This is a genomic window from Pseudomonas veronii (assembly GCF_001439695.1).
Taxonomy (GTDB): Bacteria; Pseudomonadota; Gammaproteobacteria; order Pseudomonadales; family Pseudomonadaceae; genus Aquipseudomonas; species Aquipseudomonas veronii.
The window spans coordinates 108,581-124,551 of record NZ_JYLL01000003.1 but is presented as its reverse complement, the minus strand read 5'-3'; the positions used below and the strand labels follow the sequence as shown (position 1 = coordinate 124,551).

Sequence of the window (15,971 nt, the reverse complement as noted above, 5' to 3'; positions counted from 1 at the left end):
ACACCAGCAACTCATGAATTCTAAGCGGAGCAGTTATGGTTGATCGGCACGACTACGTGGCCCTCGAATGGGTCAAGGGCGACATTGCCGAAACCCTGAAACAGGCCCGTTCGGCGCTGGACGCGTTTGTCGAAACCACCGACAACGACACCCTCGGCGACTGCCTGGCGTGCATCCATCAAGTGCATGGCGCCTTGCAAATGGTCGAGTTCTACGGCGCGGCGCTGCTCGCCGAAGAAATCGAAGCCCTGGCTCTGGCCCTGCAGGCCGGGCGCGTCAGCCAGCGCGATGAAAGCATCCGCCTGCTACAACAAGCCCTCGGCCAATTGCCGCTGTACCTGGACCGCATCCACAGCGCGCGCCGCGACTTGCCGCTGGTGGTGTTGCCGCTGCTCAACGACCTGCGCAGTGCGCGCGGCGAAAGCCTGTTGTCCGAAACCAGCCTGTTCAGCCCGCAACTGCTGTCGATTGCGCCGTTGTCCGAAGAAACGCTGGCGCAACGCGCGCCGCCGGACCTGAACGAGCAGGTGCGCCAGTGGCACTTGCTGCTGCAACAAGCCCTGGCCGGGTTGCTGCGCGAAGATCACGGCCCGAGCAACCTGGAAGACATGGCGCGGGTCTTCGCCCGCCTCGAAGCGCTGTGCCAGGGCGCGCCGCTGTTGCCGCTGTGGCAAGTCACCTCGGCGCTGGTCGAGGGCATGTTGACCGGCGTGATCGCCAACAGCCCGGCGCTGCGCAGCCTGCTCAAGGCCAGCGACAAGCAACTCAAGCGCCTGCTCGTCCAGGGCATTGGCGGCATCAACCAGCCGGCGCCAGATGAACTGCTCAAGAGCCTGCTGTTCTACGTCGCCAAAGTCACCCGGCCAACGCCGCGCATGCAAAGCCTGAAAGAACGCTACGGCCTCGATGAAGCCTTGCCCGACAGCGCCGTGGTCGATGCCGAACGGGCGCGCCTGGCCGGGCCGGACCGCAATGCGATGGGCTCGGTGCTCGGCGCGTTGTGCGAGGAGCTGGTGCGGGTCAAGGAACGCCTCGACCTGTTCGTGCGCAGCGACCGTCAACATACCAGCGACCTCGATGCGCTGTTGGCGCCGCTGCGGCAAATCGCCGATACCCTCGCGGTGCTGGGCTTTGGCCAGCCGCGCAAAGTCATCATCGACCAGCTTGCGGTGGTGTTGAGCCTGGCCCAGGGCCAGCGCGAACCCAACGATGCGGTGCTGATGGATGTCGCCGGCGCGTTGCTCTACGTCGAAGCCACGCTGGCCGGGATGGCGGGCACGGTCGAGCCGGAAAACCGCGAAGAAAGCCGCCTGCCCACCACCGACCTGACGCAGATTCATCAGTTGGTGATCCGCGAGTCCTGCCAGTGCCTCAAGCAAGCCAAAGAGCTGGTGATCGACTGCATCGACGCCCAGTGGGAGCGCCAGCGCCTGGAGTCCCTGCCGGAGCTGTTGAGCCAGGTGCGCGGCGCCCTGGCGATGATTCCACTGCCACGCGCAGCGAGCCTGATGCGCGGTTGCACCGATTACGTCGATGAACAACTGATGATCAACGACGCAGTGCCGTCCGCAGAGCAGTTGGAGCATTTCGCCGACGTGATCAGCGGCCTGGAGTATTACCTGGAACGCATGCTCCAAGACCCCGACGCCGCTGGCGAACGGGTGCTGGAGCTGGCCACCCGGGGCCTGGCCGCGCTGGGTTACCTGCCTGCCGAAAAGCCCTGGCGCCAGGCGCTGGTGGCGCCGGATGGTGCGCTGTCGAGCGAAAGCACGCCGAGCCAGTCCCAGTTCGACGCGCTGGCCAATCCCGCTTCGCGCTTGAACCCGCCCGCCCTGCAACGCCCCGGCAGCCTGCTGCCGCCGCCGGCCGGTGAAGAGCCGATCGACGACGAACTGCGTGAAGTGTTCCTCGAAGAGACCGCCGAAGTCCTCGAGGTGCTGCACCACCATCTACCGAGCGGCGTCGATAAAACCGCCCTCGGCGAAATGCGCCGAGCCTTCCACACCCTCAAAGGCAGCGGCCGCATGGTGCGGGCCCTGGTGCTGGCGGAACTGGCCTGGGCCGTCGAGAACCTGCTCAACCGCGTGCTGGAGCGCAGCGTGGCCGCCGGCCCCGAGGTGCAACAGGTGCTGGATGAAGCAGTGGCCCTGCTGCCGGAACTGATTGCCGACTTCGCCGCCGGTGCCCAGCGCCAGCGGGACGCGGTCGACGCCCTGGCCGCGCGCGCCCACGCGTTGGCCAGCGGCACTGCCGTGGCGGCTGCCGAACCCCATGACCCGATGCTGCTGGAGATCTTCCGCAACGAAGTCCAGAGCCACCTCGACAGCCTCAACCATTTCCTGCGCCAGGCCGCCGAGCATGTGCCGCTGCAAGTCAGCGATGAGCTGCAACGCGCCTTGCACACCCTCAAAGGCAGCGCTTACATGGCCGGCGTGCTGCCGATCGCCGAACTGGCGCGCCCGCTCGATCACCTGACCCGCGAGTACAAGGCCCACCGCCTGCCGTTGGACCTGGATGAAGTGGAACTGCTGCTGGAGGCCGAGGGCCTGTTCCAACGGGGCTTGCGCCAGTTGAACGGCGACCCGCTGATGCCGATCCAAGGGGCCGCCGACCTGATCGGTCGCACCCAAAGCCTGCTCGATCAGCAGCTTCAAGCCCAGCTCGAAGCGCCGAGCACCGGGCTGCGGATCAAGCGTGATCCGCAGTTGATCAACAACTTCCTGGCCCAGGGCATGGACATCCTGCTCGACGCCGAAAGCCTGCTGCGCCGCTGGCAACAACACCCCGGCGAACGCCAGGAACTGACTGCGCTGCTGGATGAATTGACTACCCTGGGGCAGGGCGCGCACCTCGCCGACCTGCACGCCATCGACGAACTGTGCGAAGCCCTGCTCGACCTTTACGGCGCCGTGGAAGAAAGCAGCCTGGCGGTCAGCGAGCGGTTTTTCCAGGAGGCCGAACAGGCCCACGAAGCGCTGATCAACATGCTCGACGAACTGGCCGCCGGCCAGGAAATCAGCCCGGCCCCGACGCGCATGCAAGCCTTGCGCGAGCTGCTGGATGGCGCCCTCGATCCGTCCGCCACCGGCCTGATCAAAAGCGACGGCAGCCGTGCGCTGAGCATCTCCGAACTGGGCGCCGCGACGGCCCGCCTGGATCGGCACGCGGTGGTAGATGATGAGATCGTCGAGATCTTCCTCGAAGAAGCCGTGGATATCCTCGACAGCGCCGGGCAATCCCTCAAGCGCTGGTTGCTGGAACCCGAGGGCGTAGCGCCGTTGACCTCGTTGCAGCGCGATATGCACACCCTCAAGGGCGGCGCGCGCATGGCCGAAATCGGGCCGGTCGGCGACCTTGCCTACGAGCTGGAAGGCCTTTACGAAGGCCTGGCGGACCGCCGCTACAGCTATTCCGGCGAGCTGTCCCAGGTACTGATGTCCAGTCATGAGCACTTGGCGTTGCAGTTGGATCAGCTACAAGAGCATCAGGCGCTGAGCGATTCCAGTGAGTTGATCGCCAAAGTCCGGGCGTTGCGCCACAGCGGTTCGCCCACGGCGCCGGTCGCGACCGCGCATACCTTGGGCATCGACCCTGAATTGCTGGATATCTTCCTCGAAGAAGCTGCCGACATTCTCGACAGCTCGGGCGCGGCGTTGCTGCGCTGGCAGGCTGAGCCCCATAACCGCCAGGAAGTCGAAACCCTGCTGCGCGACCTGCACACCCTCAAGGGCGGTGCGCGCATGGTCGAGATCGGCCCGATCGGCGACTTGGCCCATGAGCTGGAGTTTCTCTACGAAGGCTTGTCCTCCGGTTTGCTCGTGGCGTCCTCCGAGTTGTTCGCCTTGCTGCAAGGTTGTCACGACCGCCTGGCGCAGATGATCGATGCGGTGGCGGCGGGCTTGCCGGTGGGCTCGGTGGACAAACTCATCGAGCGCATCAAGAGCCTGGTCCACCCCAGCGATGAGCCGGTGGCGGCGGTGGCGTTGGTGACGGGCAAGGCCGAAGCGGCTGTCGAACCGACGGCCGACATGGTGAAAATCTCCGCCGACCTGCTGGACGACCTGGTCAACCTGGCCGGTGAAACTTCGATCTTCCGTGGCCGAATCGAACAGCAGGTCAACGACGCGCAGGTTGCCCTCAACGAGGTGGAAACCACCCTCGAGCGCATGCGCGACCAACTGCGTCGGCTCGACAGCGAAACCCAGGGCCGCCTCTTCAGCCGTCAGCAGGCCGAAGCCGAGCGCTTGGACTATGACGAGTTCGACCCGCTGGAAATGGACCGTCATTCACAGTTGCAGCAACTGTCCCGGGCGTTGTTCGAGTCTGCCTCCGACTTGCTCGACCTCAAGGAAACCCTCGAACGCCGCAACCAGGATGCCCACGACCTGTTGCAGCAACAGGCGCGCATCAACACCGAATTGCAAGAAGGCCTGATGCGAACGCGCATGGTGCCCTTTGAACGCATGCTGCCGCGCCTCAAGCGCATCGTGCGCCAGGTCGCGCAGGAGTTGGGCAAGGACGTGGAATTCGTGGTCGGCAATGCCGAGGGCGAGATGGACCGCAACGTGCTGGAACGCATGGTCGCGCCGCTGGAACATATGCTGCGCAACGCCGTCGATCACGGCCTGGAGTCCCGCGAGGCGCGGCTGCTGGCCGGCAAGCCCGAGAAGGGCCGCGTCACCCTGGACCTGACCCACGAAGGCGGCGATATCGTCTTCGACCTGCGCGACGACGGTGCCGGCGTGTCTCTCGATGCGGTACGGCGCAAGGCGATCAAGCGCGGCCTGCTCGCCGCTGATCAAGAGATCAGCGACCATGACGTGTTGCAGTTCATCCTGCAGCCGGGGTTCTCCACCGCGGAAAAGATCACCCAGATTTCCGGGCGTGGCGTGGGCATGGACGTGGTGCATGAAGAAGTGCGACAGCTTGGCGGCTCGATGTTTATCGATTCGATACCGGGGGCGGGCGTGCATTTTCGTATTCGCCTGCCGTTCACCGTGTCGGTCAACCGTGCGCTGATGGTGCAGTGCGCGGACGATCAATACGCGATGCCGCTCAACACCATCGAAGGCCTGGTGCGTGTGCTGCCCCATGAGCTGGAAGGGCACTATCAACTGGACCCGCCGCGTTATGAATACGCCGGCCAGCGCTATGAGCTGTTTTACCTCGGCGACCTGCTGCACACGGTCGCCCGCCCGAAACTGCTGGGCCAGTACCAACCGCTTCCCGTGCTGTTGGTGCAGTACAACGAACGGCACGTGGCGGTGCAGGTGGACAGCATGGCGGGGAGCCGGGAAATCGTGGTCAAGGGCCTGGGGCCGCAGTTTGCCGGGGTGAAGGGGCTCTCCGGGGCGACCATTCTCGGCGATGGCCGCGTGGTCTTGATCATCGACCTGCTCGCCCACATCCGCGCCCGGCAACCGGCCTTGCCGGCGCAGGTGGTGGATGTCCCGCTGCTGCTCAACGCGCCGCTGAAAAAGCGCCCGCTGCTGGTGCTGGTGGTGGACGACTCGGTCACCGTGCGCAAAGTCACCAGCCGCCTGCTCGAGCGCAACGGCATGAACGTCCTCACCGCCAAGGACGGCATCGACGCCATGGCCGTGCTGGAAGAACACACCCCGGACCTGATGCTGCTGGACATCGAAATGCCGCGCATGGACGGTTTCGAAGTGGCCATCCAGGTGCGCAACGACCCACGGCTGATGCGCTTGCCGATCATCATGATCACCTCCCGCACCGGCCAGAAGCACCGCGACCGCGCCATGGCCATCGGCGTCAACGACTACCTCGGCAAGCCGTATCAGGAGTCGGTGCTGCTGGAAAGCATCGCCTATTGGAGCAAGTCCCATGCTTGACCACCGCACCAGCCAACTCACCGGCCTGCTCCTGCCCCTGGCCGACCGCCACCTGGTGCTGCCCAATGTCGCCATCGCTGAACTGATCGACTTCCAGCGCGGCGAACCGGCCAGCGACGCACCGCCCTGGTACCTGCGGCAAGTGACCTGGCGCGACCGGCAATTGCCGCTGATCAGCTTCGAAGCGGCCTGCGGTGAAGCCAGCGTGACCGGCGAGCGCTCGCGCATCGTCGTGCTGAACGCCCTGGGCGGGCGGCCGTCATTGAAGTTCATTGCGATGGTGATCCAGGGGATTCCCCGCTCCTACAAACTCGATAGCCAGTTGAGCTACGTGGATGTGCCGCTGTGCCCGCTGGAACTGGCGGCGGTGCAGGTGGGGGAGCATGTGGCGAAAGTGCCGGATTTGATGGGGTTAGAAGCCCTGCTGGTTGAATCCGGCCTGGCCTGAACATAAGCCTTGCGATGATCCCGATGTGGGAGGGGGCTTGCTCCCACACAGGTTAGCGTTGAGCGCACTGATGTCAGAATTGAATGTTGTTTATGTAGGCAAGTTCTTTGCCTGGATTGGACAGGTTTTCCGGCCTGAATGGGACTCCCTTTTGGGGACCGCTATTTAAAAGACACCGCCGAACAAATGTGGGAGGGGGCTTGCCCCCGATGGCGGTGTCTCAGTATCTGTAACTGAGCCACTGCCATCGGGGGCGAGCCTCTGTCGGAATGGGATGTTGTTTATGTAGGCAATTTCTTTGCTTTGATTGGGCAGGTTTTCTGGCCTGAGTGGGATGCCAATTTCAGCACCCCTCACTGCCAACAAGGACCGGCACATGGCCGTACCGTTAATGCCGCCTGGTGTTTCACTTCTAGAAAATATGGCAATAGCCAAATGCAAGCGTGTTCATCTCCAGTCAGGCTCGGCGTTCGCCTACTCCTGGTTTTATTCTCAGGTCAGAGCTGCCGGGCCATGGAACTACAAGAAGCGAGGGCGCCAATACGAGGCTTTTGGTAACTTCAATTACGGTGCAACTGGTACGGTGTTGGGCAGTCCTGAGCACGTGTTGCTGCGCGCCGCTGGTGTTGCTCAGACCATCGCAAAAACCACCCATCCGGATTTTGGATCATGGTGGGGAGGTGATCCTTTTGGTGATGACCCGCGAGATCAATATTGGATAAGGAGAGGTATTGAGTATGCGATTTCTCAAGGCCACTGAAGGCTTCATACCGATCCTGCGTAACTGCCTGTTAGTGGTCTGCCTGATTTATATCGCGGGCAGTTGGGTCATGTCGCCCGGGACACCGGATCTGGATGAGGTGGTGTTGAAACATTCCTTGGGCAACGGCACCTCAATCTACGGCGCGCGGGATGGGCAGGGTGGTGCGACGGTGGGCTTTTCCTACAGGTACTACGTTCATAAGGACCTGGGGAGTGATCAGGAAATACTCACAGGGTTGGTGTCGGCTCATCCATTTCTGAAAACCAAAGAACCCGATGTGCAAGTAAGTGAGCATGAGGGCGTGCTTCGGTTGGATATTCAGGGGGGCGTGTATGAGTACAACAGCTACGCCCTCGAAGGTCTTGGAGCGGTCAAGGTGGTGATGGAGTTGTGATGAGTCAGCGTTCGGATTCTTCCTGCAATATTTTGCGCCCTGCATGAACGTGTCGCTCGCAGCGCGCAATCATGCTCGGAATCCAGCAAATGGCGGCTTTGGGGCAGTTGCTGGTCGACAGAGCGCGGGATCAAGTCAGCCCTTCTCCAGCATCTTGAAACGTTCCCAAACAGCGACTGATCACTCCCTTTTGGGGACCGCTATTTAAAAGACATCACCGAACAAATGTGGGAGGGGGCTTGCCCCCGATGGCGGTGTGTCAGTCTCAGTATCTGTAACTGAGCCACTGCCATCGGGGGCGAGCCCCCTCCCACACAGGTTAGCGCTCGTCTTCAGAGCTCAATCAATCCGCTGCTCCCAATGCTCGGCCTGCCACAAGTCGTAGGCGCTCGCCCGCACCCTGACTGCCAACCACTGCCGTCATAGCCGATTGGCAGAAGATGTGACTGCCAACGCATCTGCCATCTTCGTGCTCGAATAGTTAAGTATTTGTTATCAATCAATAAAAAACACATTTCCGCTCTTGGCATGGCGCGTGCTAACTGCCTGGTCATGGCCCGTTGCGATAAACGACGGCGGCGTTATCTGCCAATGGCAGTGCTGTGTGACGCATGTGCTTGCGGGCGGGATAAAGTTCCAACATTGAGTGCTGACGATATGACTGAACTATTGAGTACCGTGCATAAGAACAACACCAGTACTTATCTCCAGTTAGGGGGAGAGGCGGGTATCCATAAACTGGTCGACCGCTTTTACGAATTGATGGAGGTGCTGTGCGAGGCGCGAAGAGTGCGCCAGATGCACCCGCCGAGTCTTGCCGGCAGCGCCGACAGTCTATTCAAGTTCCTGAGTGGCTGGCTTGGCGGCCCGCCACTGTTTCAACAGGAACGTGGCCACCCGCGTTTGCGCATGCGACATGCGCCCTTTGCAGTCAGTATTGTCGAGCGCGACGAATGGATGCTGTGCATGCGTCAGGCAATCAACGAGCAGGTGGATGACGCAGTCCTGAATGCGAAGCTGCAACGTATGTTTTCCGAAATGGCCGACCACATGATTAATACCGATGGCAGCCGCGCAGGTGTTGCGGCGCCGCTTTGAACGTCGGTTAACTCTCCCAACTGGAGGCTTCGTGCGCAAAAGCCGACTGTGGTTCCGCATTTACCTCGCTTCGAGTAGCGCCGTGGGCTGCGTTGGGGGGCATGTTGCTCCCCATTAGGCTTGACCCCGTGTCTGTCACTGATTCATTACTCCAGCCGTAACGATTCGCCGCCCAGCTTGATTGATGCCCCTCTGAATCACTCCTAAGGTACAGCCCACGACAGCAAACCCGTGGAGCGACCATGACAACAATAATTACCCCCGACTCGCGCTGGACGCGGCGGCGCGACGAGAAGCAGCGGCGGCTCGGGCTGGTCAAGCAGTATGCGGATGGGGCCGTGCTGCCCAGCGACAAAATCGTCGAGGCCCTCGAAGCCCTGATCCTCCCCGGCGACCGCGTGGTGCTGGAGGGCAATAACCAGAAGCAGGCGGATTTCCTCTCGCGCTCCCTGGCCAAGGCTGACCCGGCCAAGCTCCACGATTTGCACATGATCATGCCCAGTGTCGGCCGGTCCGAGCACTTGGACCTGTTTGAAAAGGGCATCGCGCGCAAGCTCGACTTCTCTTTCGCCGGCACCCAATCCCTGCGCATCAGCCAGTTGCTGGAAGACGGCCTGCTGGAAATCGGCGCGATCCACACCTACATCGAACTCTACGCCCGGCTGGTGGTGGACCTGATCCCCAATGTGGTGCTCTCGGCCGGTTTCATGGCCGACCGCGCCGGTAATATCTACACCGGCGCGAGTACCGAAGACACCCCGGCGCTGATCGAGCCGGCAGCGTTCAGCGATGGCATTGTCATCGTGCAGGTCAATCAGTTGGTGGATGACGTCACCGACTTGCCCCGCGTCGACATCCCGGCCAGTTGGGTCGACTTCGTGGTGGTGGCCGACAAGCCGTTCTACATCGAACCGCTGTTCACCCGTGACCCGCGCCACATCAAGCCGGTGCATGTGCTGATGGCGATGATGGCAATCCGCGGCATCTACGAAAAACACAACGTGCAGTCGCTCAACCACGGCATCGGCTTCAATACCGCCGCCATCGAATTGATCCTGCCCACCTACGGCGAATCCCTGGGTCTTAAGGGCAAGATCTGCCGCAACTGGACCCTCAACCCGCACCCCACGCTGATCCCCGCCATTGAAAGCGGCTGGGTCGAAAGCGTGCATTGCTTCGGCACTGAACTGGGCATGGAACACTACATCGCCGCCCGCCCGGATGTGTTCTTCACCGGCCGCGACGGTTCCATGCGCTCCAACCGCATGTTCTGCCAACTGGCCGGCCAATACGCGGTGGACCTGTTTATCGGCGCCACCCTGCAAGTCGACGGCGACGGGCATTCCTCCACGGTCACCCGCGGGCGCCTCGCCGGTTTCGGCGGCGCACCGAACATGGGCCACGACCCGCGTGGCCGCCGCCATGGCACCCCGGCCTGGCTCGACATGCGTCACGAGGATGCTCCCGAAGCACTCTTGGAGCGCGGCAAAAAGCTCGTGGTGCAAATGGTCGAGACGTTCCAGGAAGGCGGCAAACCGACCTTCGTCAACACCCTCGACGCGGTGGAGGTGGCGCGCAAAAGCGGCATGCCCCTGGCACCGATCATGATCTACGGTGACGACGTCACCCACTTGCTCACCGAAGAAGGCATCGCCTACCTGTACAAGGCGCGCTCCCTGGAAGAGCGCCAGGCGATGATCGCCGCCGTCGCCGGGGTGACCGCCATCGGCATGCGCCATAACCCCAAGGACACCGCGCGCATGCGCCGTGAGGGCCTGATCGCCTGGCCCGAAGACCTCGGCATCCGCCGCACCGACGCCACCCGTGAGTTGTTGGCCGCCAAGAGCGTGGCCGACTTGGTGGAGTGGTCCGGCGGTTTGTACAACCCTCCCGCCAAGTTCAGGAGCTGGTAAATGCGCGCCCTCAAACTGCACCCACTCAGCGTTGCCGAACGCCTGGCGGACCTGGCCGTCGACGCCCTGATCGACGAAGCCGACCTGTCGCCCAAACCGGCCCTGGTGGACCGTCGTGGCAACGGCGCCCACCGCGATTTGCACCTGGGCCTGATGCATGCCTCGGCGCTGTCGCTGTGGCCGATGTTCCTGGCAATGGCCGAAGCCGCCCGCGACATCGGTGAAGTCGGCTTGCCCCTGCGCGAAGCCCTCGGCCGCATCGGTCGTGAGGGTGAACAGGCGATGCTCGTCACCACCCTCGGCGTGAACACCCATCGCGGTGCGATCTGGGCCCTCGGCTTACTCACTGCGGCAGCGGCACTGGAACCCCAATCCCTTCACCCGAATGCCGTAACCCTGACAGCGGCAAAACTGGCCCTACTCGATGATCGCCATGCCCCGCAACCCATGAGCCACGGCGCGCAGGTGGCGCAACGCTACGGCGCACGCGGTGCCCGTGAGGAAGCCCAACTGGGTTTCCCCTCGGTGTTGCAACGCGGCCTGCCGCAACTGCACAAAAGCCGCCAGCAACAGGCCGGTGAACAGAACGCGCGCCTGGATGCGTTGCTCGCGATCATGACCGACCTGGCCGACACCTGCGTGCTCTACCGCGCCGGCACCGCGGGCCTGCACGCCATGCAACACGGCGCCCAAGCGGTGCTCGACGCAGGCGGCAGCGCGACCCTGGCCGGTCGCCGCCATTTGCACGAACTCGACCAACAGCTGTTGGCCCTGAATGCCTCCCCCGGCGGCGCCGCCGACCTGTTGGCCGCCTGCCTGTTTATCGACCGCCTCGATGGAGCGTTTTGATGGAAACCTTATCCTTTGAATTTCCCGCCGGGCAGCCGCCCAAAGGTCGCGCGCTGGTGGGGTGTGTCGGTTCGGGCGACCTCGAAGTGCTGCTGGAACCGGGCACGCCCGGCATCCTGAGCATTCAGGTACAGACCTCGGTGAATGGCGCCGAACAGCGCTGGCAGCACCTGTTCGAGCGGATCTTCCAGGAGCACACGCCGCCCGCGTTGAACATTGATATCCACGACTTCGGTGCCACGCCCGGCGTGGTGCGCCTGCGCCTGGAACAGGGCTTCGAGGAGATCGGCCATGACTGACTTGCTCAGCAAACACAGCTTCGTCGAACTGGGCGCACGGCAACGGGCCAGGGCCTTGTTGGACGCAGGTTCTTACCGTGAACTGATCGACCCGTTCGAGCGGGTCATGTCGCCCTGGCTCAGCCGTCAGGGCGTGGTGCCCCAGGCCGACGACGGTGTGGTGATCGCCAAAGGCAATATCGCCGGCAAGCCGGTGGTGATCGCCGTGATCGAAGGCAACTTTCAGGGCGGCAGCCTCGGTGAGGTCGGCGGCGCAAAAATCGCCGGCGCCCTTGAACTGGCGGCCGAAGACAACCGCAACGGCATCCCGACCCGCGCCGTGCTGCTGTTGGAAACCGGTGGCGTGCGCCTGCAGGAAGCCAACCTGGGCCTGGCGGCGATTGCCGATATCCACGCCGCGATTGTCGATCTGCGCCAGTATCAGCCGGTGATCGGCGTGGTGGCGGGCAGCGTCGGTTGCTTTGGCGGGATGTCCATCGCCGCCGGGCTGTGCAGCTATCTGCTGGTGACCCGCGAAGCGCGCCTGGGCTTGAACGGTCCGCAGGTGATCGAGCAGGAAGCCGGCCTGGATGAATACGATTCCCGCGACCGGCCCTTTATCTGGAGCCTGACCGGTGGCGAACAACGCTTCAACAGCGGCTTGGCCGACCGTTACGTGGCGGACGATGTCGCGCAGATTCAGCAGACCGTCAGCGCGCTATTGCAGCTCGGCTTGCCCGCTCAACAACGCAGTCGCCGCGCCGACTTCTATCTGGCGCGCCTGGCTGAACTGGACGCCGAACCGCAAATCGACCCGGCGACGGTTCGCGATCTGTATCAGGGAGAACGCTCATGAGAGGCTTGCAGTGGTTCAACGCGTTGAGTGCCGGCGCCCAACCCGTGGAAGGGTTGCCGGACTCGCTGAAAGTCGCCGATGGCGTATTGGGTGAACACAAGGTGCGCTTTATCGCCGTGGTCCCCGACGCGCAAAACCGCTTCCCCCGCGCACGCAATGGCGAAGTCGGCCTGCTCGAAGGCTGGGGGTTGGCCAAAGCCGTGGATGAAGCCATTGCGACCGGCGACCAGCGCCCATTGATCGCCATCGTCGATGTGCCGAGCCAGGCCTATGGCCGTCGCGAAGAAGCCCTCGGCATCCATCAAGCCCTGGCCGCCGCGGTCGACAGCTACGCTCGGGCCCGTCTGGCCGGGCACCCGGTGATCGGGTTGTTGGTGGGCAAGGCCATGTCCGGCGCGTTCCTCGCCCACGGCTACCAGGCCAACCGCCTGATCGCCCTGCGCGACCCCGGCGTGATGGTTCACGCCATGGGCAAGGCCTCGGCGGCGCGGGTGACCCTGCGCAGCGTCGAAGAGCTCGAAGCCCTGGCCGCCAGCGTGCCGCCGATGGCCTATGACATCGACAGTTATGCCAGCCTCGGTTTGCTCTGGGAGACCTTGTCGGTCAGCCAGATTGAACAGCCGACGAAGGACGATGTGGCGCGGGTCAGTGACTGCCTGGTCAGTGCGATCAAGGATGTCGATGGCCGTGATTTGAGCGGTCGCCTGGGTGCGCCCCATCGCGCCGCCTCCAGCCATGTGCGCCAACTGCTGCGGGCGCAATGGTGAACGCCCACGACCTGCTCTGGGGCATGACCCCGGCGCATGTGCCTGCCGATGCGCCGGCCTGGGTGCTGGAGGCGCTCGGTGCCGGGCAGCCGGTGGTGGTCCGCCGCGCCATTGCGCAACCGGGCCAGGTGGCGGTCGGCGTGCGCGGGCGTTTGCGCGAGCAGCGTTTCGCCGCGCAGATGCCGCTGGCGCTGGTACGGCGGCGCGTGACGCCGCAAGCCCTGCGCGAGGTGACATCGCCACGGGATTTGCCGGCATTGCAGGCGCTGGCTCAACTGCGGCCGCTGCTGGCGCAGAAGGATTGGGGCGTCAGCGGCAGTGCGGGTTTTGAATTGGCCACGGGCATCGAAGCGCTGCATGACGCCAGCGATCTGGATTTGATCCTGCGCACCCCCGAGCCGCTGGAGCGACGCGACGCCGGGGACTTGCTGGCGATCCTGGACACGGCGGTCTGCGCCGTGGACCTGCAACTGCAAACCCCGTTTGGCGCCGTCGCCTTGCGCGAATGGGCCGGCTCGTCACGTCGCGTATTACTCAAAACCGCCAGCGGCGCGCACCTGGTCATCGATCCCTGGCAGGCGCTGGTATGAGCAGCCTGCTGGTGTTTCCGGGGCAGGGTGCGCAACGCCCTGGCATGCTTCGGCATTTGCCCGCGTCGGTGCTGGACGAAGCCAGCGAGGCCTTGGCTGAAGACGTTCGCCCACTCGACTCTGCGCGGGCCTTGGTCAGTACCCGCGCTGTGCAGTTGTGCCTGTTGATTGCGGGTGTGGCCCATGCGCGCCTGTTGGCGCGCACGCCGGATTATGTGGCGGGTTTGTCCATCGGCGCTTACCCGGCGGCGGTGATTGCCGGTGCCCTGGACTTTGCCGACGCCGTCCGGCTGGTCAGCCTGCGTGGCGAACTGATGCAGCAGGCTTATCCACAGGGCTACGGCATGACCGCCCTGATCGGCCCGGATTTATCCACTGTCGAAACCCTGCTGGCCGCCATCCATAGTCCCGAAACCCCGGTGTACCTGGCCAATATCAACGCCGACAACCAGACGGTGATCGCCGGCAGCGATGAAGCGATGCAGCGTGTCGCCCAGCGCGTCAAAGGCAACGGCATCGCCAGGCGCCTGGCCGTCAGCGTGCCGTCCCATTGCGCGCTGCTGGAGCGCCCGGCCCAGGTGCTGGCTGAAGCGTTCGTCACGCTCAAGGCTCCGCGCATCAGCTACTTGAGCAGCACCCGGGCGCGGCCGATCCGCGACCCTGCGCAACTGCGCGACGACCTGGCCTTCAACATGTGCCGCGTCGTCGACTGGCGCGGCACCGTGCAAAGCGCCTATGAGCGCGGCGTGCGCCTGCAGATCGAACTGCCCCCCGGCGCCGTTCTCACCGGCTTGTCACGCCGCGTGTTCGAACACGGCACGGTGATCGCCTGCGAAGGTGCGCGCCTGGACACCTTGCAGGCCCTGCTGGAAGAGGAGGAGCGCCGCCACCGATAAAGCACCACCCAAGGCTTTCGAAGCACAACAACAAAAAATCGATCGAGCACTTTGAGGACAACAACAATGATTATTTACGGTGTGGCATTGCTGGCGATCTGCACGCTCGCGGGCGTGATCATGGGCGACATGCTTGGCGTGTTGCTCGGCGTCAAATCCAACGTGGGCGGGGTGGGCATCGCGATGATCCTGCTGATCTGCGCACGGCTGTGGATGCACAAACGCGGCGGTATGACCAAGGATTGCGAAATGGGCGTCGGCTTCTGGGGCGCGATGTACATCCCTGTGGTGGTGGCGATGGCCGCGCAACAAAATGTGGTCACCGCTCTGCACGGCGGCCCGGTCGCGGTACTCGCGGCGATTGGTTCGGTGGTGGTGTGTGGTTGCACCATCGCGTTGATCAGCCGCACGCACAAGGGCGAACCGCTGCCCGATGAAGAACCGCTGATCACACCGACACCTGTCGTAGGAGGCCGCTGATATGTGGGCTCTCATTGAAAAGGGTTTGGAGCATAACGGCCTGGTCACTGCCTTTGCGTTCGTGGGCGTGGTGATGTGGATTTCTGTGGTGCTGTCCAAGCGTCTGACGTTCGGGCGCGTTCACGGCTCGGCGATTGCCATCGTGATCGGCCTGGTGCTGGCCTGGGTCGGCGGCACTATGACCGGCGGGCAAAAAGGCCTGGCGGATATATCGCTGTTCTCCGGCATCGGCCTGATGGGCGGCGCAATGCTGCGCGACTTCGCCATCGTCGCCACGGCGTTTGAAGTGCAAGCCACCGAAGCGCGCAAGGCCGGGATGATCGGTGTGATTGCGCTGCTGCTGGGCACGATCCTGCCGTTTATCGTCGGTGCAAGCATGGCCTGGGTGTTCGGTTATCGCGATGCGATCAGCATGACCACCATCGGCGCCGGCGCCGTGACCTACATCGTCGGCCCGGTGACCGGTGCGGCGATCGGCGCGACCTCGGATGTGATGGCGCTGTCGATTGCCACTGGCTTGATCAAGGCGATTCTGGTGATGGTCGGCACGCCGGTTGCGGCGCGTTGGATGGGCCTGGATAACCCGCGTTCGGCGATGGTGTTCGGTGGGCTGGCCGGTACGGTGAGTGGCGTGACGGCGGGGCTGGCGGCGACGGATCGGCGCCTGGTGCCGTATGGCGCGCTGACCGCGACGTTCCACACCGGGCTTGGCTGTTTGCTCGGGCCTTCGTTGCTGTACTTCATTGTGCGAGGGTTGGTGGGCTGACTTTGGGGTTTTGCGGTG

The 15,971-nt window shown here is 63.6% G+C and carries 14 protein-coding genes and 1 pseudogene; all 15 read left to right on the top strand.

Annotation, left to right across the window (positions count from 1 at the left end):
• Positions 1 to 35: 35 nt before the first annotated feature.
• The 15 genes and pseudogenes from TU80_RS04870 (at position 36) to madM (ending at position 15,953) form a co-directional block, all read left to right on the top strand.
• On the top strand, positions 36 to 5,855 hold the full coding sequence (locus TU80_RS04870; protein WP_057003951.1) for an Hpt domain-containing protein: 5,820 nt from the start codon (positions 36 to 38) through the stop codon (positions 5,853 to 5,855).
• Complete coding sequence (locus tag TU80_RS04865; protein ID WP_017844993.1) at positions 5,848 to 6,303, top strand: chemotaxis protein CheW; 456 nt, start codon at positions 5,848 to 5,850, stop codon at positions 6,301 to 6,303. The genes TU80_RS04870 and TU80_RS04865 overlap by 8 nt, the downstream gene beginning before the upstream one ends.
• Positions 6,304 to 6,679: 376 nt before the next feature.
• On the top strand, positions 6,680 to 7,063 hold the full coding sequence (locus TU80_RS31320) for a polymorphic toxin type 44 domain-containing protein (protein WP_082643803.1): 384 nt from the start codon (positions 6,680 to 6,682) through the stop codon (positions 7,061 to 7,063).
• Positions 7,041 to 7,460, top strand: coding sequence for a hypothetical protein (locus TU80_RS04860; protein ID WP_046381766.1), 420 nt, complete (start codon positions 7,041 to 7,043; stop codon positions 7,458 to 7,460). Before TU80_RS31320 ends, TU80_RS04860 begins: the two co-directional genes overlap by 23 nt.
• Before the next feature lie 56 nt (positions 7,461 to 7,516).
• Positions 7,517 to 7,618 (top strand): annotated as a pseudogene (locus TU80_RS33895) (DUF6124 family protein); the annotation flags it as partial.
• Between the two features lie 499 nt (positions 7,619 to 8,117).
• The gene (locus TU80_RS04855) at positions 8,118 to 8,558 is read left to right on the top strand and encodes a group II truncated hemoglobin (RefSeq protein WP_017844991.1); all 441 of its coding nucleotides are present in this window, start codon (positions 8,118 to 8,120) and stop codon (positions 8,556 to 8,558) included.
• A gap of 242 nt (positions 8,559 to 8,800) precedes the next feature.
• Complete coding sequence (mdcA, locus tag TU80_RS04850) at positions 8,801 to 10,471, top strand: malonate decarboxylase subunit alpha (protein ID WP_046381767.1); 1,671 nt, start codon at positions 8,801 to 8,803, stop codon at positions 10,469 to 10,471.
• The gene (locus tag TU80_RS04845; protein WP_046381768.1) at positions 10,472 to 11,320 is read left to right on the top strand and encodes a triphosphoribosyl-dephospho-CoA synthase; all 849 of its coding nucleotides are present in this window, start codon (positions 10,472 to 10,474) and stop codon (positions 11,318 to 11,320) included.
• Complete coding sequence (locus TU80_RS04840; RefSeq protein ID WP_046381769.1) at positions 11,320 to 11,619, top strand: malonate decarboxylase subunit delta; 300 nt, start codon at positions 11,320 to 11,322, stop codon at positions 11,617 to 11,619. Before TU80_RS04845 ends, TU80_RS04840 begins: the two co-directional genes overlap by 1 nt.
• A complete protein-coding gene (locus TU80_RS04835; RefSeq protein WP_057003950.1) occupies positions 11,612 to 12,454 on the top strand; it encodes a biotin-independent malonate decarboxylase subunit beta in 843 nt (280 codons plus the stop codon). The genes TU80_RS04840 and TU80_RS04835 overlap by 8 nt, the downstream gene beginning before the upstream one ends.
• Positions 12,451 to 13,221, top strand: a complete 771-nt coding sequence (mdcE, locus tag TU80_RS04830) for a biotin-independent malonate decarboxylase subunit gamma (RefSeq protein WP_046381771.1) — start codon at positions 12,451 to 12,453, stop codon at positions 13,219 to 13,221. The genes TU80_RS04835 and mdcE overlap by 4 nt, the downstream gene beginning before the upstream one ends.
• Complete coding sequence (locus TU80_RS04825) at positions 13,215 to 13,811, top strand: malonate decarboxylase holo-ACP synthase (protein WP_057003949.1); 597 nt, start codon at positions 13,215 to 13,217, stop codon at positions 13,809 to 13,811. Before mdcE ends, TU80_RS04825 begins: the two co-directional genes overlap by 7 nt.
• Positions 13,808 to 14,707 (top strand): malonate decarboxylase subunit epsilon, encoded by a 900-nt coding sequence (gene mdcH / locus TU80_RS04820; RefSeq protein ID WP_057003948.1) that lies wholly within the window; start codon positions 13,808 to 13,810, stop codon positions 14,705 to 14,707. The genes TU80_RS04825 and mdcH overlap by 4 nt, the downstream gene beginning before the upstream one ends.
• 66 nt (positions 14,708 to 14,773) lie before the next feature.
• Entirely contained in the window at positions 14,774 to 15,187 is a 414-nt protein-coding gene (gene madL / locus TU80_RS04815) for a malonate transporter subunit MadL (RefSeq protein ID WP_017844982.1), read from the top strand.
• Between the two features lies 1 nt (position 15,188).
• Complete coding sequence (madM, locus tag TU80_RS04810; RefSeq protein ID WP_017844981.1) at positions 15,189 to 15,953, top strand: malonate transporter subunit MadM; 765 nt, start codon at positions 15,189 to 15,191, stop codon at positions 15,951 to 15,953.
• Positions 15,954 to 15,971 lie beyond the last annotated feature (18 nt).